Genomic DNA, 17,262 nt, shown 5'->3' with positions numbered 1-17,262 from the left:
GCGGCCGGCCATCACGGGGCCACCAGGCCGTCGGGGTCGGCGCCGTCGGCCGCGAGCCCGGCGGCGACGCCGGCGCGGTCGGCGTCCGAGCGGTTCTGGCTGAGCTTGGCCTTCGCCTCGACGGACTCCACCACGAGCTCGACGCCCACGATCGGGCGGAGGTTCTTGGTGACGTAGTCCTCGGGCGCGTCGGTGACCCGCCACCGGTCCGCACGGTGCTCCTCGTGGCGGTCGGTCAGGCGGGTGACGAGGGCGCGCACCCAGTCCGGGTCGTCGTGCACGGTGACCCGGCCACGGAGGTGGACCACCGAGTAGTTCCACGTCGGCACGACCTTGCCGTGCTCGGCCTTGGCGGCGTACCACGACGGCGACACGTAGGTGTCCGGCCCCGTGACGACCGCGAGGGCCGGCGACCCCGTGACGATCCGGCGCCAGTGCGGGTTGGCCCGGGCAAGGTGGCCCACGAGCCGGTCGCCCTCCCACAGGACCGGGAGGAAGGTCGCGTCGGGCTGCCCGTCCTCCCCCACCGTGACCAGCTGGGCGGCCGCCACGGCGTGGACGAACCCGCGCACGTCGTCGGGGTCCATCACGTTGAAGCGCGGGACGTAGAGCTGGGGGTCGGTCACTCCCCCATCCTGCCCGCACGGAGGGAGCGCCTGTCGGTGGGTGGCGGCAGGATGGGCGCATGCTGCTCGCCGAGCTGGTCGCGACCTCCGCCGCCGTCGCCGCCACCCGCTCCCGCAAGGCCAAGGTGGTCGCGCTCGCCGAGCTGCTCGGCCGGGTCGGTCCCGACGAGCTCGAGGTCGTCGTGTCCTACCTCGGCGGCGCCCTCCGTCAGCGGCGCACGGGACTGGGCTGGCGCGGCGTCAGCGACCTGCCACCGCCCGCCGACGAGCCGTCGCTGTCCGTGCTCGACGTGCACGAGGCGTTCGAGGCCATGTCGCGGATCTCGGGCACCGGCTCCCAGCAGGCCCGCCGATCAGCGGTGGAGGACCTCTTCGGCCGGGCCACCGCTGCGGAGCAGGCGTGGCTGCGCGCGGTGGTGACGGGCAACATCCGCCAGGGAGCCCTCGACGCCGTCACGCAGGAGGCGGTCGCGCAGGTGGCCGGCGTGCCGCTCGCCGCCGTGCGCCGTGCCGCCATGCTCGCCGGCAGCACCGTCGCTGCGGCCGGGGCGGCGTTCGCCGGCGAGGAGGCGCTCGCCGGCATCGGGCTCGAGGTGGGTCGCCCCGTCATGCCGATGCTCGCCTCGAGCGCTCCCGACGTGGCCACCGCGATGGCCGGGCTCTCCCCCGACGGCGCCACCGAGGTCGCGATCGACGCCAAGCTCGACGGCATCCGCATCCAGGTCCACCGCGACGGCGACGACGTGCTGGTGGTCACCCGCAGCCTCGACGACATCACCACGCGGCTGCCCGAGGTGGTGGAGGTGGCGCGCTCGCTGCCCGCCGAGCGCTTCGTCCTCGACGGCGAGGCCCTCGCGCTGTCCGACGACGGCCGCCCGCTCGCCTTCCAGGACACCGCCAGCCGCACCGCGCAGGACACCGGCGTCGCGGTCACCCCCCACTTCTTCGACCTGCTGCACGTCGACGGCCAGGACCTGCTCGACTCCCCCGGACACGAGCGGCTCGCCGCCCTCGACGCGCTGGTGCCCGAGCGGCACCGCGTCCGCCGGCTCGTGACCGCCGACGCCGCGGCCGCCGACTCCTTCGCCGCCGAGACGGTCGCCGCCGGCCACGAGGGAGTCGTGCTCAAGGACCTCTCCGCGCCCTACGCCGCCGGACGGCGCGGGTCGGCGTGGGTCAAGGTCAAGCCCGTCCACACGCTCGACCTGGTCGTGCTGGCGGTCGAGTGGGGCTCCGGCCGCCGCGAGGGATGGCTCTCCAACATCCACCTCGGTGCGCGCGACGACGCGTCGCCGACCGGGTTCGTGATGCTCGGCAAGACGTTCAAGGGCATGACCGACGAGACGCTCGCGTGGCAGACCGAGCGCTTCACCGAGCTGGCCGTCTCCCCCACCACGATCCGGGACAGCTACGTCGTCGAGGTGCGCCCCGAGCAGGTCGTCGAGATCGCCTTCGACGGTCTCCAGCGCTCCACGCGCTACCCCGGCGGCGTGGCCCTCCGCTTCGCGCGGGTGGTCCGCTACCGCGACGACAAGGGCGCCGCCGAGGCCGACACGATCGAGACGGTGCGCAGCCACGTGGCGGGGTGAGGCGCCCGTCCCACCGCACCGCCAGCGCCGTTCCACCGTTTCCCCAATTCGCCATCGGGCCCGTCCGTGCTCACCTAGGGTCGGCGAGGTTCGCCCGGTCAGTGGGGACGCGGGCGTCGGACGCAGAGGGTGACGATGCAGCTCAGCAAGCTCGGTCAGGGACTGGCGGTGAGCGCCGTCAGCGCGCTCGTGATCACGGGACTGGCGGTGAGCGCGGCACCAGCCTCCGCCGCGGAGACCACCCGCCCGCTCCTGCTCAGCCAGGCCGACGGACTCGCGTCCGTCCGGCTCGACCGCGACACCTTCGCCGGCGGCGCCAGGAGCGTGACGCTCACGGCCCAGCGGGTCGACCCCGGCGCCACGGTCTCGTTCGAGTACAACGCGGATCCCGCGGCCGGGGACTCCACCGCCGGCTGGACGCCTGTGCCGTCGTCGACGAGCACGGTCCAGGGCGCGTACGTGTCGTTCGACTGGCAGCCCGAGCCGGCCCTGGTCGGCACGTCCGTCGCGGTCCGCGCGGTGGAGACCACCGCGGCGACCGACGACGCCCCCGCCACGGTGACGTCCTCCGTCCCCCGGACGGTGGCCATCTCGGGTGACGGCTCGCCGGTCGACGCCGTTTCCGTCGGTGCTCCCGGGATCGGCTTCTCCACGCTGGGGCCGTTCTTCGCCCAGCCCTACGCCGACTCCGGTCGCACCGGACGCCTGCTCGCGGTGAGCGGCACCACCTCGGCCACCGACGGCGTCGTCGAGCTGTCGGCCTGGAACCCCGCCGTCGGCGCCTTCCGTGGACAGGTCGACGCCGCCGTGAGCCCCGCCCCGCTGAAGGTCTCCTTCGACCCCACCGGCGGTTTCGTCACCGTCGACGGCGGCCGCTTCACCGGCGTCCTCGACATCGCCGGGTTCGACGCCGCGGACGGCGACGCCCTGGCGGTGCGCGCCGAGCGGGGCAGCGACACCGTCCAGCCCGCCCTCCTGCAGGCGCAGACGATCACGTCCGTCACGGCGTCTGCGGACCCCGTCGCGGGTCCCGAGCGGACGACGGTCGGCATCACCGTCCTCGACCAGGGCCAACGCGCCGTTGTCGGCGCCGAGGTGCGCCGCACCTCCGACGGTGGTCTGGTCGGCTACACCGATGCTCTGGGCCTCGTCACCGCCGAGCAGCCCAACAGCTCGACCGAGACCTACTACGCCAACACCACGGACGCGGACGGCTTCGACGAGGGCGTCGACGTCGCGACCGAGGTCGTTGCGACCTCCGCCTACGTGCCCGTCCTCGAGGGTGTGGAGGCGGTGCTCGCCGACGGCGCCGTCTTCGACGACCGCGAGCACGCCCCGGGCGACATCGCCCTCCAGCTCGTCGACGGCGCCGGCAAGCCGTTCGGCAGCGAGGAGCAGATCACCTACGCGCTGCAGCCGAGCGGCCAGCAGAGCGCCACACCGGTCGAGGCGACGACCGACGCGGCCGGGCGCCTCGTGGTGCCCTTCGACGCTGCCGGACCCGACGGTGCCTACACGCTGGCCTTCTCGACCCCCGGCAGCCCGGCGGACGCGGCACCGGAGCTGGTGACGTTCGTCGCGGGCGACGCCGTCCTGGGCCTGACTCCTGTCGCGGGCACGGCTCCGTCCGGCGGGAGGATCACGTACACCGGCTCCCTCACCGTGGAGGGCCAGCCGCTTCCCGGTCGTGCCATCGACCTCGGCTACACCCGCGGCACCGAGCAGGCGCCCGGCACGCAGGCCGACGCCGGCCTCGTCGTCGGCGACGGGCGAGCCCTCGAGGGCTCGCTCGCGACCGCCGACGACGGCACGTTCTCCGTCGTCCTCGCCGACCCCGCCGAGGCCGGCAACCCGGCCGAGACGGGTGGCCGGCTGCGCGTCACCGCCCGCGGCCTGGGCGACTCGATCGACGCGACCGCCGACTTCACCGCCGCCGCCCCGGTCACGCCGGTCACGCCGCCGGTGGGCACGGACCCCGTGAAGGGCAGCGTCAGCCTCCGGCTGACCGGGTCAGGCTCCGACACCGGCGCCGATCGCCTGCGGGTCACCGGCCCGGCCACCGCGGCCGGGGAGAGGATCCGGGTCCACGCCCGGGTGGCCGACGGTCACTGGCTCGTGGTGAGGACGCTCAGGCTCGACCGCAAGGGCGACGCCTCGCTGACCGTCCGCGACCGCAACGGCAACCGCGTCACGCGCTACCGCGTGCGGCTCCTGCCCAACGCCCGCTTCACCGCCTTCACCTCGGACACGTTCCGGGCTCGATGAGCACCGCCCGCGTCGACCCGATGCCGGGGACCGAGCTGGACGCCTGGCAGGCGTCCGGCTCGGCCGCCGGTGCGCCCCTGCCCGAGGCGCCCGAGGGCGCCCACCGCGAGGCCGTGAGCCTGACGGTCGACGGGGTCCGGGTCGGTGGGGCACTGCTCGACCACACCGACGACGCGGGCCGGCGGCTCTGCGTCGTGCGGGTCCTCCAGACCTCGCTCCCGCGCGACGCGACCGGGCCGTGGGCGGCCGTCATCGCCGCCCTGGAGTCCCACGTCCGCGCTCGCGGCGCCACCACGCTGACCACGGCTGTCGCACCGGAGCTGGCCGGTGTCTTCGGCGACGCAGGCTTCCGGGCGACCATGACGACCGTCGCCAAGCGGCTCGACCCCGGCTCGGCGACCGAGCTGCAGGAGGACCGCCGGGTGTCGGTGCGGCCCATGGACGCGGACGAGCGCACCCGCTTCGTCGCCGACGTGGGCGAGCAGCTGCGCGCCGGGATGGCTCGAGCCGGGGTCGTCGACGTCGCCGGCTCACGGCTGGACGAGCTGGAGGCCCGGCTCGCACGACTGGGCGACGACCCGCCGCCCGAGGACGAGCTGCTGATCACCGGCACGGTCGACGGGGTCGCGGTCGGCCGCGCCTGGGCGACGTTGGTCGAGCGCGACGGCGCGCTGGACTTCTACGGCAACACCATCGACCTCTTCCCCGAGCACCGGGGACAGCGACTGACGCCGTCGTTCCTGGGCGCCCTCCGACGCCACGTGGACGCGCTCGGGGTCCGCGACGTGCACCTGCGGGTCTACGGCCACGACGCCGACGCGCGTCGTACGTTCCTCGAGCAGGGCGCCGGCGTCGCGGACGTGCACCTGCGCAAGGACCTGTCCTAGCCGCGCCCGGGTGCGCGCCCTCAGCGGGGCTGCGGCAGCCGGCACCCCGCGACCGAGAGGTCGAACATCCGGTCCGAGCCGATGCAAGTGAGCAGCCACGCGGTCTGCTGGCCGTAGTTCATCTGCCTGCGCAGGCGTACGACGCCGTGCCGGTCCTCCTCGCACGCCGAGTCGACGCAGGGGCGGCCGCCGACGTAGCCGGTGTTGGCGATGCCGACGACCAGGCCGGTGGCCCGGTCCACGACCGGCGAGCCGGAGTAGCCCCCGCGGATCGAGCAGCCGCCGCGGGCGGGCAGCCGGATGGAGCGCCACCAGTCCCACGAGCGCTCGTGCACGCGGTGGGCGGACCCGCGGGTGGTGCAGGCCCGCTGCTCGCCCCAGTAGCCGGACGGGATCCGGACCTCCGTGCCCCGCGACGGCCCGTGCGGGGACAGCGCCATCGGGGTCACCCCGCCGGCGGCGAGGTCGGCGTACGTCTCGCGCAGCTCCAGCAGCGCCACGTCGGTGCGGAACATCGTCGCGTACTGCAGGCGGACGCCCCGCACCTCCATGGCCACCTCGCCGCGGCCGTCGAGCAGCCCGATCCTCGTCCACCGCTCCTGGTCCACCAGCACCTCGCGGGCGCCGAGGAAGGGCAGGCGCACGCAGTGGCCGTTGGTCAGGACGACCGCGCGGTCGCTGTCGAGCGCGGCCGGCCAGCGGACCACGGCGCCGGAGCAGCCGGGGAGCCGCGCCGTCCCGGCGAACCTCTCCGACGGAGCCGCTGCGGCACCGGCCGACGGCTGGACGAGGAGGCCGCCCAGCGCGGCGAGGACGAGCGCGGCGACGAGGCGGCGGGATCCGTGGCGGGCCATGCCGGCATCGAACCACAGGCGGTGCCGGGCCTCGCGCTCCCTAGACTGGGCCCATGAGCAGCGAGTCGGCGCCAGCCGCGGTCCCCGCACGCACGGGCACCGCCGCCGCACGCCGGCGCCGCCGCGAGACCGAGATCATCTCCGCGACCCGCCGCCTCTTCGACGAGCGCGGCGTCCGGGACGCCCAAATCGAGGACATCGCCCGGTCCGTCGGCATCAACCGCGCGATCATCTACCGCCACTTCACCGGCAAGGAGGAGCTGTTCAGCCTCACGCTGGTGCAGTACCTCGACGAGCTCCGGGTGGCGCTCGAGCAGGCCGCCTCGACCACCGACGAGCCCCGCGCCCAGCTCGAGCGGCTGGTGGGGGCCTTCGTCGACTACGGGCTGGCGCACCCGGCCTTCGTCGACTGCGCCCAGGCCATCATGCGACGACCCGGCGGCGACCTCCTCGAGGAGGTCAGCGAGAGCGCGATGTACCGCCTCGGGCAGGCGATCACCGGGTGCCTGTCGGTGCTGACCCGCACCATCGAGGCCGGAGCGGCCACGGGCGACTTCCACGTCGAGGACCCGGGCCTCCTCGCCAACATGCTCTACGCCAGCGGCCTCGGCACGCTGCAGCTCGGCCGGGTGGCGCTCCTCGTCTCGGAGGAGGCGCCCGGCGTGCCGCGGATCAGCCGTGTCACCGGCGAGCAGGTGCGCGACCACATGGTCGCCTCGGCCCTCGCCGTGGCCGCAGGAGCGCCCCGCTAGCCGGTCAGCGGGACAGGTGCTTGGCGCGGGCGAAGCAGAAGACGCCGTAGGCGCCGATGCCCAGGCCGATCGCGATGAGCAGCACCTGGCCGAACGGCTGCTCCAGCACGGTCTGCAGGGCCTGGTCGAGGCCGCCGGACTTCTTGGGGTCGTGGGTGATCGCGGCGTAGGCGAAGAGCCCGCCGACGATGCCGATGGCGATGCCCTTGGCGATGTAGCCGATCTTGCCGAGCAGGACGTAGGCCGACCCGTCCTTGCCCGACTGGCCCTGCGCGTCGAGGTGCTCGGTGAACTTCTCGGTCCAGCCGCGCCACACCAGCGAGCCGCCGTACGCGATGACGGCGAGGCCGACCGCGCCGACGATGAGCTGCCCACCGGGCAGGTCCATCAGCTTGGCGGTGGTCGAGTCGGTCCCGCCGCTGGAGCCGTCGCCGAGCGCGGTCCTGACCGCGCTCCAGCCGAGCGCCCCGTAGATGACCGCCTTGCCGAGCGAGGTCGCCCGCTTGCGCCAGCGCTTGGTGTCGTCGGACTCCTCGCGGTAGCCGAAGGCGAACTCCAGCAGCCGCCACACGACGAGCAGGAGCATGCCGACCGCGACCCCCCAGACCATCGCCGCCCCGAGGGGCTGCTCGGCGAGGTAGTGCAGGGCGCCGGTGTTGGAGGCGCTGTCCTCCTTCTCGCCGAGGGCCAGCTGGACGGCGAGGAAGGCGATCAGGAGGTGCACCACGCCGTAGGCCACCAGCCCCACCCGGATCGCGTGGTCGAGCCAGTCGCTCTGCTGGACCTGCTCGGCGGTGTCGGAGGCGTTCATGTCGTCAACCTAGGGCCTGCGACGGCACCCCGACGAGCCCGCGGACCCCTGGGGGTGAGGCCGCGGCGGACGGGCCGTCAGACGAGGCTGGCGCGGTCGCGCATGATCGAGCCGAGGAGACCGTTGACGAAGGCCGGGGAGTCGTCGGTGGAGAGGTCCTGCACGAGGTGCAGCGCCTCGCTCACGGCGACGGTCTCCGGGACGTCTTCGTCGCCCCACAGCAGCTCGTAGACACCGATGCGGAGCACGTTGCGGTCGACCGCCGGCATCCGGCCGAGCGTCCAGCCCTTGCTGTAGGTGGTGAGCACCTCGTCGATGCGGGCGAGGTGATCGACCACGCCCCGCACCAGGGTGCTGGTGTAGTCGTTGGTCGGGCCCTCGCCCGCCTCGATGGCGCGGTCGAGCGCCATCACGGGGTCCTCGGAGCGGAGCTCGGAGGCGAAGAGGATGTCCAGCGCGCGCTTGCGGGCCTTGGAGCGGGCAGCCACCTGGTCAGGCCTTGACGCGGCCGAGGTAGGACGAGTCGCGGGTGTCGACCTTGACCTTCTCGCCGGTGGTGATGAAGAGGGGCACCGCGATGGTGTGGCCGGTCTCGAGCGTGGCGGGCTTGGTGCCGCCGGTGGAGCGGTCGCCCTGCAGGCCCGGCTCGGTCTCGGCGATGAGGAGCTCGACCGACGCGGGGAGCTCGATGAACAGGACCCGGCCCTCGTTGGTGGCGACGATGGCCTCCTGGTTCTCCAGCATGAAGTTCTTGGCGTCGCCGACCACCTCGGGGGTGACCTCGATCTGCTCGTAGGTGCTGGTGTCCATGAAGACGTAGGACGATCCGTCGTTGTAGAGGTACTGCATGGTCCGCTTGTCGACGTTGGCCGTCTCGACCTTGGTGCCGGCGTTGAACGTCTTGTCGACGTTCTTGCCCGACTCGACGTTGCGCAGCTTGGTGCGGACGAACGCGGGGCCCTTGCCCGGCTTGACGTGCTGGAACTCGACGACGGCCCAGAGCTGACCCTCGATCTTGAGGACCATGCCGTTCTTGAGGTCGTTGGTGCTTGCCATGTGGTCTTCGTCCGCCTTCGTCGAGTTGTCGATGGGCCGGCCGCGCGGGTGGGGGCTGCGCGCCGACCCGCAAGTCTAGTGCTGGCCCGCGAGAGCCATGAAATGCGCGGCCTGCGCCTCGGTGGTCCCCCGTGGGTTGCGCCGCCACCCGCCGTTGCCGGGGAGCAGCATGGCCAGCCAGAACGCGGCCCACAGCGGCCGGTAGGCCGCCATCCGCTGCCGGTCCTCCGTGCCGAGCCCCACCGCCGCCACCAGTGCACCGGGGTCGTAGACGCCGGGCAGACGGCTGCCGAGGTGCTCGACGTGGTCGGCCAGCTCGTACGCCGGGTCGCTGAGCCCGCCGTCCTCGAAGTCGACGAGCCGCACCACCCGCCCGTCCCACAGCACGTTGGGCGGGTTGAGGTCGGCGATCCCGAGCGCCGTGTCGCGCGGCTCCGGCAGCGGCGGGTCGGCGACGTACGCACGCGCCAGCTGGAGCGCCTTGGACACCAGCGGCGGGTCGAGGCACTCCCCCAGGTCGACGTCGTCCGTGAGCCACTCGACCAGCAGCCGCGCGTGCTGGCGGGCGCCGTACCTCCGCTCGCCGATCCCCGCGGCTCGCACCGCCTCGATGGGTACGTCGTAGAGCCGGCGAAGCGTGGCGCCGAGGGCGGCGGTCTGCGCGTGGTCCAGCGGCCGGGCTGCCAGCGGGCTCCCGGGGACCCGCTCCATGACGATGACCGGCGTCTCGCCGTCCTCGCGGCGCAGCGGGCGGGGAGCCAGGCCGGGTGCGTGCTCGGCGAGGAGGGTCAGGCACGCCCACTCGCGCTCGGCCTGCGCCTCGTGGTCGGCGACGAACTCCTTGCGGACCTCGCAGGCACCGATCGTCACGCCGTGGGTGGACGTCTGCACCGCGACACCGTAGCCGTGTGTACCGTCGCCACCATGCGAGTCACCATCTTCGGCGGACACGGCAAGATCGCGCTCCTCCTCGCTCCGATGCTGGTCGAGGCAGGGCACCAGGTCACCTCCGTCGTCCGCAACCCCGACCACGTGGGCGACGTCGAGGCGACCGGCGCGACCGCGCGCGTGACCTCGGTGGAGGACGCCGACGAGCACGCCCTCGCCGACCTCCTCGCCGGCCAGGACGCCGTGGTGTGGTCCGCGGGAGCCGGCGGCGGCAGCCCGGAGCGGACCTACGCCGTCGACCGCGACGCCGCGATCCGGTCGATGGACGCCGCGGCCAGGGCGGGCGTCGGCCGCTACGTCATGGTGTCCTTCTCCGGGTCCTCCCCCGACGTGCTGGTGCCGGAGGACAACCCGTTCCGCCACTACCAGGACGCCAAGATCGCAGCCGACGAGCACCTCCGCAGCACCGGCCTGGACTGGACGGTTCTCGGCCCCGGCACCCTGACCCTCGAGCCGGGATCCGGCTCGGTCAACCCCGGCGCGGGATTCAACGACGGCGACGTCACCTCGCGCGAGCTCGTCGCGCAGGTCGCCCTCGCGGTGCTCGACGACCGGCGTGCCTCCCGCCGGACGCTGGTCTTCGGGGACGGCGACGTCCCGGTCGACGACTGGCTCGCCTCGCTCTGACGCGACAGCGGTCAGCGCACGACGCCCTCGAGCCGCAACGACTGCTTGGGCTGCCCGTCGGCGGTCTGCTCCTCGCTCGCGAGGGTGACGTCGACCTCGATCTCCAGGACCGGGGTCGGCTCGCACGAGGCCCGCACGACCCGCACCGTGCCGGTGCTCGGCGCCGAGCTGACGACCTCGTTGCCGTCGGGGCCACCCTCCGTGTCGGCGATGAACAGGGTGAGCGGCAGCGACTCCGAGGAGCCGTCGGCGCCCTCGATCGGCAGCGAGAGCGTGCTCGGTTGCTGCAGCCGGTCGGCGTACGCGTCGACGATGATGAACGGCTGCGTCACCCGCTCGCCCTCGACGAGGACCGGGCTCGTGAGGCTGACCAGGTCGCGGTCACGGCCGGCGGAGCCGCCTCCCAGGCCGCGCGGGGCGCAGGTGGTCGTCAGGTCGTCGAACACGAACGTGGACCCGTCGGGGCGCGTCATCACCAGGCCGGACGGCGGCGGGTCGACGGCCACGAGCCCGTCGCGACCGTCGTCGGACCCACCCGTCGACGCCACGGCATAGCCCCCGACCGCGGCCAGGACGACCGCGGTGCCGGCGGCGGCGCCGATGCGGCGGTGCCGTCGACGCGCCCCCATCCGCCTCTCGACCCGGTCGACGGCGTCCGAGGGCGCGTGCAGGGCGGAGTCGAGCCGCTCGTAGCCGTCCTTGATCTGTTGCTCGGTCATCGCGTCATCCCTCTCGTGTGGTGAGCAGCCCGCGGTCGCGGGCGTGCTCGCGCAGGCGCTCGGTGCCGCGGGACAGCTGGCTCTTGACGGTGCCCTCCGAGCAGCCCATCCGCTCGGCGATCCCCCGGACGTCGAGGTCCTCGACGTAGCGCAGGGCCAGCGCCGTGCGCTGGCGGGGTGAGAGCGTGGCCAGGGCGTCCACGAGCCACGGGTCCATGCCGTCGAGGTGCTCGACGGGCACGGCGACGTCCGGCCCGGCGGTGGACCGGGGCAGCTCACGGCGCAGCCGCCGGATGCGGTCGATGTTGAGCCGGACCATCACCGTGCGGGCATAGGCCCCCGGGGCGTCGTACGCCGTGCGTCCCCACCGCTCCCCCATCCGCGCCAAGGTCTCCTGGGTGAGGTCCCAGGCATCGTGCGGGTCGGCCGTGAGGGCGTGCGCGAACCCCAGCAGCGGTCGTACCTGCACCGTCACGAAGTCCGCGAACTCGGCTCTCGTGGCGTCGTCCATCCCGTTCCCTCTCGTCCCTGGGGTGCCAACCTCCCACCCTCGCCCTCTTGACGGCGGGCGAGGCGGAAAGGTTGAGGGCAGGCTCGGGTGGTGCCGCCCCGTCAGCGGGCCGCGAGCCCGTCGAGGTGCAGGACCCCGTCGTCGCCGTACTTGGTGGCGGTGGCCTCGGGCCCCTTGGTGATGAGCTGGGCGAGGTTGGCGGCGTGGCCGTGGCCGAGGGAGAAGTCGTTCTTGAGCCAGGCGATGACCTCGCCCGCCTTGGCCTGGCGCAAGCCGCGCTCGGTGGCCATGTCGAGGAACTGCTGCGGGGTCACGCCGGTCTGGCGCTCGGCGTTGTCGAGGTAGGTCTGGAAGCCGCTCATCGGCTCTGCTCCTGTCGTGGGAGTGCGGGGTGCGGTGCCGGCGGGGAGCCGTCACGGCTGCTGGACGTGCCGACGACCCTAGGCATCCGCTCGCGTGCCTGCTTCTCCGGAACCGCTGTCTGCGCCCGGTCCGACTCTCTAGGCTGCGGCCCATGGGGGACACAGCAGAGCTGGTGGAGCACTACAGGAGCCTGGTGATCGGGGACGAGACCACGCTGGTCGTTCGCGGCGCTTCGGTCAGCGACGTGGTCGAGGCGCTGGGTGGGGTGGCCCTCGGAAGCGTGCCCGAGGACGAGCTCGACGGCGACGAGCCGATCTGGGCGACGTACGCGCTCGCCGAGGTCGATGGTGGGGTGATCGCTTGCGAGGACACGGGATACGCGGATCCGCCGAACGCCGTCCTCGTGGCGCTGTCCGAGGGCGGCCGTGCGGCCGCGGTGGTGCGGGACAACATCCAGGCACACGGCCGGTTCGGGTGCGCCCGCGACGGTGAGCTGCTCTTCGACGACGACGAGTACAGGTTCGTGGAGGACCGCTCGTCGGTGCCCGAGGAGATCCGCGCGCTGTTCGACCTGGCGTGGGTCGACTTGGGCCAGGAGGAGTCGGAGGCACAGGAGGACGACACGAACGCCGTCGGTCTTGCGATGGCCGAGGTGATCACCGGCATCCGCCTCACGCCTGCCGACGCCGCGAGGCTGGAGGGCGACGACGCGACGGTGGTCGCGGTGCGCCAGCTGCAGTACGAGGGGTGACGCCTCGGATTCACTCGCGCTTCCACCGCAGGACCGCGGTCGGCGGCAGCGCCCTCAGGGCCCGGACGAGCTCCGGTGCGGCAGCGAACGTCGCCATCGCGGTGTCGCGGCCGTAGCCGACGCGGGCGTGGATGCGACAGTCCGAGACCACCCAGTAGGAGACCCGGTCACCCCACTCGTTGACGCCCTCGATCGACTGGCCGTAGGTGACCGGCTTGCACGGGTCCCGGCCCTCGACAGGCTCCCCCACCAGCCCTTCGTTGAGGCGACGTACGAGTGACGCCGGCACGGACGCCGTCTGCATGCGGTAGGGGGCCACGCCCTGGCACCAGGTGGCGTCGGTCATCGTCGGAGGCAGCTGCGGCAGCATGCTGACGGGGGTCTCGGTGTTCGGCAGCCCGCACTTCGGCGTCTTCCGACGTTCCTGCGTCATGACCGGAGGTGCGGAGGCGGCGCGCTGTGAGCGGAGTGCGTCCGCGAACGCGTGGGCGAGCTTCTCGCCGTCCTCGCGCACGAGGCCTTCGCCCGCGGTGAGGGTGTGGCATCCGCGTTCTCCGTACGCGACCGCTCGAGCGTCGCCGTCCGGGTATCGGAACCAGTAGACGAGGAGCGGGCCCCCGTCCAGCTGGCAGGCCCCGGGCTCGTGCTCCGGCAGTCCGTTGACCAGGTCGACGAGCGACTCGACGCCCGTGGTGAGCTCGTCACTAACCGGTTGGACGAACGGCCCATGACGGGTGCCGTCGCGCCCGACGACGGGCGCGCCCGGACACAGGCGCACGCCTGCCGCACCAGGTGGGAGGTCGCCGATCGGGAGCCGCAGGGCAGTGTCGTCCGGTGGGCACCCGACCTCCAGTCCGGGTGGGACCTGCGCCGCGGAGTCACCGAGCGGGAGGGTGTCGGGCTCGGTGCTGCCGCTGCAGCCAGCAAGCACCGCGGCCGCCAGCGCCGCGGCGGCCGATGCCCTCACCGATCTCATCGCACGAGGGTCGCGAGGGACCAGGAAGAACGCAACGGACGTCACCGAATCGTTGCTCCACAGTCTCGTTGCGCGGACACATCCGACTGTCGGTGGGCTCTGGTTGAGTAGGTCCATGAAGGGCACCGCCACCTCCGTCGAGCCGCAGGTCACCGACCTGACGGACCTGACCGAGCGTGCGTTGCTGTCCGAGGCCGCCGAGATCGAGGCGGTGCTCCGCGAGGGCGAGGTCCACAAGCTCCGCATCGCCTACCAGTGGGCCGTCGCGCACCCCGCTCTCGACTCCTGCGAGACGCCCGAGGGCCCGGTGCTTCCGTCCGTCCTCACCGAGCCCGAGACGCTCGGTGGTGCCGGCACGCCGGCAGTCGCGGCCTTCACCTCCGAGCCCCTGGCCGTGGCCCTCGGCTGCTCGCCGACCTCGGCGTCCAGCGTGCTGGCCGACGCCCTCGACCTGCACCACCGCCTTCCCCTGCTCTGGGACCAGGCCCGCGCGCTGCTCGTCCCGGTCTGGAAGGCGCGTCGGGTGGCGAGCCGCACCCGGCACCTGTCGGTCGACGCCGCACGCTGGGTCGACCGGCAGGTCGCCGGCCGGGCCTCCTCACTGGGCGCCGCCGCCCTCGACCGCCTCGTCGCCGAGGCGGCCGCCCGCTGCGACGGGGAGGCGCAGCTCGACCGTGAGGCAGCTGCGCGCGCGACGTGGGACGTGGTCCTGGTGCACCCCGACCCCCATCGCTGCTCCGGCACCTCTGAGCTCCGCGCCATCGGAGACACCCTCGACCTGACCCGGTTCAACGACGTCGTCTGTGCCGAGGCCGAGGCGCTGGGCGCCCTCGGCGACACCGACGAGCTCGGCGTCCGGAAGGCCAAGGCGCTGGGCGTGATCGCCGACGCGCAGGCCCGGCTCGACCTCACGAGCCTGGTCGACCGGGGAGACCTCGGAGCACGCGAGCAGGCACGACGCGAGGCGCTGGCCCGGCGCGGCGCCACGGTACGGCTCTACCTGCACGCCTCCCTCAGCGACGTCGTGACCGACGAGCCGACCGCCACCGGCTCCGGCGAGTCGCTCGGCCCCGTGACCCTCGACAAGATCCGCGAGTGGGTCGGTCGGTCCCGCGTGACCGTGCAACCGGTCCTGCACGTCGCCGCGGACGACCGCTGGTCCGTCGACCGCCACGACCCGCCGCCCCGCATGGCCGAGCAGGTCCGGCTTCGCGACGAGACCTGCGTGTTCCCCTGGTGCGGTCGGTCCGCCCGGCAGTGCGACCTCGATCATCGCAAACCCTTCGAGGACCCGGGTGACGGCGGACCGCCGGGCCAGACCTCCCCCGCGTCTCTCGCTCCCCTGTGCCGGCGACACCACCGCGCGAAGACCGCCGGTCGTTGGAGCTACGAACGCACCGGACCGGGCTCCTACCTGTGGACGGGCCCCGCGGGACTCACCGTGCTCGTCACTCCCCGCGGCACCGTCCGGGCCTGAGCTCGCGACTACGACCTCGCTGACACCAACACCGGCAACACCTCGGCGGTGGCTCGCGCCTCGGGTCGAGTCAGGCTGCGCTTGTACGACCGCTCACAGCATCGCTGCGAGAGAACCGCCGCCAAGCCGAGGCGCCACGGCGACCCGATGTGCTTCGTCGAGCACCTCGGCTCCACGGCTGCGTCCTTGCAGGGGAACATCGACCGGCGGGGCGTCGACTGCGATGCTCCGCGCGTGGCGGGCCCGGCGGGTACAGCGGCGGCAGCGTGCTCAGCCATCACCCGCTCCCGAGGGCAGCCAGCAGCGGCTGAACACTGCGACGTTCTGAGAGGTCCGAGCAGGGCCAGCACGACTGTTCCACCACCGTGCTCGTCACTCCCCGCGGCACTCAGTCGTGCCGCTCGGACCTCTGCGCCAGCTCCGCCAGCAGCGGAGGCACCTCGCCGGCCAGCTCGCGGGCCAGGTAGCCGACGGGACCGACGCGCGCGGCGAGCCGGTCGCCGACGGTCGCGTGCAGGAAGGCTCCCCACACCGCCGCCTGCGCGGGCTCGGCGCCCCGGCCGACCAGACCGGTGACCAGGCCGGCCTGGACGTCACCCGACCCGGCCGTGCCGAGGCCCACGTTGCCCGCCTCGACCCGCCAGAGGTCGTCGCCGTGCGCCACGACCTTGGTCGGGCCACCGCAGAGGACGACGGCCGAGGTCCGCCGGGCCAGCTCGACCGTGTGCGTGACGAGGTCCGCCTGCACGTCGTCCTCGTCCGCCCCGAGGCAGCGGGCGAGCTCGCCGGGGTTGACGGTCAGCACCACCGTGGCGGCGAGGTCGGCGACGCGCTCGGGGTCCTGGGTGACGTACGCCGAGGCGAGGGCGTCGATCACGACGGTGCCCTCGAGCCGCGGGGCGATCCGCTCCACCAGGTCAGCGGCGCCGTCGGGGTCGCTGAAGCCTGGTCCGAGGAGGATCGCGTGACTGTCGCCCGCGCAGTCGACGACCTGATCGGCCTCGCCCGCGTCGATGTTGCCGTCCGCGTCCTCGGCCAGTCCCGTCACCATGAGCTCGGGCACTGCGACCGCGATCGTCGGCGCGCAGGCGGCAGCGGTCAGCAGCCGCACCTTGCCCGCCCCGACGCGCAGCGCGGCCTCAGCGGAGAGCAGGCCGGCACCGGGGGTGGTCCGGCTGCCCGCGACGACGAGGAGCCGCCCGCGCTCCTCCTTGTCCGACCCCGGCTCGGGCAGGCGCCAGTCGCGCAGCAGGTGGGCGTCGACGAGGACGCCCTCAGGCATCGCGCGCCTCGCCGCCGTGGTCGGGCTCCTCGGTCTTCTCCGCCGGCGACGTCGAGAGGTGGCTGTCGTCGGCGAAGTCCACAAGGTCCAGCCGGTCGTCCCGGCGGCGGTAGCGGGTCACCGACGTGTTGGGGATGCGCATCGTGCGGTCGATCTCGAGCAGCTCCGCCTCGTCGAGGCCCTCGAGCGCGTAGCGGAACGACATGATCACCGCCTGGTGGGTGAACAGCCACACCCGTGCGCCGTCGTACCCCTCGCGGAGGTCGGCGAGCAGGCTCCGCACGCGCAGCACCACGTCCGCCCAGCTCTCGCCGGACGGTGGCTGGTAGTAGAACTTGCCCACGTGCGAGCGGCGCTCGGCCTCCTCGGGGTAGCTCGCCCGGATGCCCTTGCCGGTGAGCCCGTCGAAGACCCCCAGGTCGCGCTCACGCAGCCGCTCGTCCAGCAGCATCTCCGCGTCGAGGTCGCCGAGGGCGGTCCGCGCCGTGTCTGCCGCACGCCGGTAGGGCGAGCTGACGACGAGGTCGGGACGCCCGTCGTCGGGCAACCCCGCGACCCATCGTCCGAGGGTGCGCGCCTGCTCCTCGCCGTTGGGCGAGAGCTCGACGTCGGCGTCGCGGGCGGAGAGGTCCAGGCGCTCGGCCTCGGCGTCCCGCGCCTCGGTGTCGGCGAGGTTGCCGACGCTCTCGCCATGGCGCACCAGCACCAGCTCGACCGGTCCGTGCCGCCCCTGCAGCACCCTCGTCAGGCCCACAGGTCCTCCACGTC

General features: G+C 73.6%; 19 protein-coding genes. 7 read left to right on the top strand and 12 right to left on the bottom strand.

Features of this window, described 5'->3' with window-relative positions; translation table 11 throughout:
- Window positions 1-11: 11 nt before the first annotated feature.
- Complete coding sequence (locus HN031_RS19985) at window positions 12-626, bottom strand: FMN-binding negative transcriptional regulator (protein WP_367650827.1); 615 nt, start codon at window positions 624-626, stop codon at window positions 12-14.
- A 59-nt stretch (window positions 627-685) separates the two neighbouring features.
- Between HN031_RS19985 and HN031_RS19980 the strand changes: the two genes are divergently transcribed.
- The 3 genes from HN031_RS19980 to HN031_RS19970 all read left to right on the top strand — a co-directional run bounded on the left by HN031_RS19980 (window position 686) and on the right by HN031_RS19970 (window position 5,367).
- The gene (locus HN031_RS19980; protein WP_172274576.1) at window positions 686-2,215 is read left to right on the top strand and encodes an ATP-dependent DNA ligase; all 1,530 of its coding nucleotides are present in this window, start codon (window positions 686-688) and stop codon (window positions 2,213-2,215) included.
- Between the two features lie 135 nt (window positions 2,216-2,350).
- The gene (locus HN031_RS19975) at window positions 2,351-4,480 is read left to right on the top strand and encodes a hypothetical protein (RefSeq protein ID WP_172274573.1); all 2,130 of its coding nucleotides are present in this window, start codon (window positions 2,351-2,353) and stop codon (window positions 4,478-4,480) included.
- Window positions 4,477-5,367: a hypothetical protein gene (locus HN031_RS19970; protein ID WP_172274570.1), complete on the top strand. Its 891-nt coding sequence runs from the start codon at window positions 4,477-4,479 to the stop codon at window positions 5,365-5,367. The genes HN031_RS19975 and HN031_RS19970 overlap by 4 nt, the downstream gene beginning before the upstream one ends.
- A 20-nt stretch (window positions 5,368-5,387) precedes the next feature.
- Here the strand turns inward: HN031_RS19970 and HN031_RS19965 are convergent, their stop codons facing one another.
- Complete coding sequence (locus HN031_RS19965; RefSeq protein WP_172274568.1) at window positions 5,388-6,221, bottom strand: serine protease; 834 nt, start codon at window positions 6,219-6,221, stop codon at window positions 5,388-5,390.
- 53 nt (window positions 6,222-6,274) lie between these two features.
- Between HN031_RS19965 and HN031_RS19960 the strand changes: the two genes are divergently transcribed.
- Window positions 6,275-6,973, top strand: coding sequence for a TetR/AcrR family transcriptional regulator (locus tag HN031_RS19960; protein WP_172274565.1), 699 nt, complete (start codon window positions 6,275-6,277; stop codon window positions 6,971-6,973).
- 4 nt (window positions 6,974-6,977) lie between these two features.
- On the opposite strand, the gene HN031_RS19955 is transcribed toward HN031_RS19960, so the two are convergent.
- The 4 genes from HN031_RS19955 to HN031_RS19940 all read right to left on the bottom strand — a co-directional run bounded on the left by HN031_RS19955 (window position 6,978) and on the right by HN031_RS19940 (window position 9,731).
- On the bottom strand, window positions 6,978-7,784 hold the full coding sequence (locus tag HN031_RS19955; protein WP_172274563.1) for a DUF1206 domain-containing protein: 807 nt from the start codon (window positions 7,782-7,784) through the stop codon (window positions 6,978-6,980).
- 77 nt (window positions 7,785-7,861) lie between these two features.
- Window positions 7,862-8,272: a transcription antitermination factor NusB gene (gene nusB / locus HN031_RS19950; protein WP_172274560.1), complete on the bottom strand. Its 411-nt coding sequence runs from the start codon at window positions 8,270-8,272 to the stop codon at window positions 7,862-7,864.
- Window positions 8,273-8,276: 4 nt separating this feature from the next.
- Window positions 8,277-8,840 carry an elongation factor P gene (gene efp / locus HN031_RS19945; RefSeq protein WP_172274558.1) on the bottom strand — a complete coding sequence of 188 codons (564 nt, stop codon included), beginning with the start codon at window positions 8,838-8,840 and terminating at the stop codon, window positions 8,277-8,279.
- A 75-nt stretch (window positions 8,841-8,915) separates the two neighbouring features.
- The gene (locus tag HN031_RS19940) at window positions 8,916-9,731 is read right to left on the bottom strand and encodes an aminoglycoside phosphotransferase family protein (RefSeq protein WP_172274555.1); all 816 of its coding nucleotides are present in this window, start codon (window positions 9,729-9,731) and stop codon (window positions 8,916-8,918) included.
- 33 nt (window positions 9,732-9,764) lie between these two features.
- Here HN031_RS19940 and HN031_RS19935 point away from each other — a divergent pair, with 33 nt between their 5' ends.
- Window positions 9,765-10,415, top strand: coding sequence for an SDR family oxidoreductase (locus HN031_RS19935; RefSeq protein ID WP_172274552.1), 651 nt, complete (start codon window positions 9,765-9,767; stop codon window positions 10,413-10,415).
- A gap of 11 nt (window positions 10,416-10,426) precedes the next feature.
- Here the strand turns inward: HN031_RS19935 and HN031_RS19930 are convergent, their stop codons facing one another.
- From HN031_RS19930 to HN031_RS19920, 3 genes are all read right to left on the bottom strand, one after another.
- Entirely contained in the window at window positions 10,427-11,134 is a 708-nt protein-coding gene (locus HN031_RS19930) for a hypothetical protein (RefSeq protein WP_172274550.1), read from the bottom strand.
- 4 nt (window positions 11,135-11,138) lie between these two features.
- Window positions 11,139-11,645 (bottom strand): SigE family RNA polymerase sigma factor, encoded by a 507-nt coding sequence (locus HN031_RS19925; RefSeq protein ID WP_172274547.1) that lies wholly within the window; start codon window positions 11,643-11,645, stop codon window positions 11,139-11,141.
- Window positions 11,646-11,746: 101 nt separating this feature from the next.
- Window positions 11,747-12,007 carry a DUF4287 domain-containing protein gene (locus HN031_RS19920; protein WP_172274545.1) on the bottom strand — a complete coding sequence of 87 codons (261 nt, stop codon included), beginning with the start codon at window positions 12,005-12,007 and terminating at the stop codon, window positions 11,747-11,749.
- A 152-nt stretch (window positions 12,008-12,159) separates the two neighbouring features.
- Between HN031_RS19920 and HN031_RS19915 the strand changes: the two genes are divergently transcribed.
- On the top strand, window positions 12,160-12,759 hold the full coding sequence (locus HN031_RS19915) for a DUF6461 domain-containing protein (RefSeq protein ID WP_172274542.1): 600 nt from the start codon (window positions 12,160-12,162) through the stop codon (window positions 12,757-12,759).
- A gap of 10 nt (window positions 12,760-12,769) precedes the next feature.
- On the opposite strand, the gene HN031_RS19910 is transcribed toward HN031_RS19915, so the two are convergent.
- Entirely contained in the window at window positions 12,770-13,735 is a 966-nt protein-coding gene (locus tag HN031_RS19910) for a hypothetical protein (RefSeq protein ID WP_172274539.1), read from the bottom strand.
- A 115-nt stretch (window positions 13,736-13,850) separates the two neighbouring features.
- Between HN031_RS19910 and HN031_RS19905 the strand changes: the two genes are divergently transcribed.
- A complete protein-coding gene (locus HN031_RS19905) occupies window positions 13,851-15,212 on the top strand; it encodes an HNH endonuclease signature motif containing protein (protein WP_172274537.1) in 1,362 nt (453 codons plus the stop codon).
- A gap of 388 nt (window positions 15,213-15,600) precedes the next feature.
- Here HN031_RS19905 and HN031_RS19900 read toward each other — a convergent pair whose 3' ends face one another.
- Both HN031_RS19900 and HN031_RS19895 read right to left on the bottom strand, forming a co-directional pair.
- Complete coding sequence (locus tag HN031_RS19900; protein WP_172274534.1) at window positions 15,601-16,494, bottom strand: NAD(P)H-hydrate dehydratase; 894 nt, start codon at window positions 16,492-16,494, stop codon at window positions 15,601-15,603.
- Window positions 16,487-17,248, bottom strand: a complete 762-nt coding sequence (locus HN031_RS19895) for a histidine phosphatase family protein (protein WP_216652642.1) — start codon at window positions 17,246-17,248, stop codon at window positions 16,487-16,489. Before HN031_RS19895 ends, HN031_RS19900 begins: the two co-directional genes overlap by 8 nt.
- Window positions 17,249-17,262 lie beyond the last annotated feature (14 nt).

This window comes from Nocardioides sp. zg-1308, from assembly GCF_013155375.1.
Classification (GTDB): domain Bacteria; phylum Actinomycetota; class Actinomycetes; order Propionibacteriales; family Nocardioidaceae; genus Nocardioides; species Nocardioides renjunii.
This window is presented reverse-complemented; position numbering and strand designations above follow the sequence as displayed.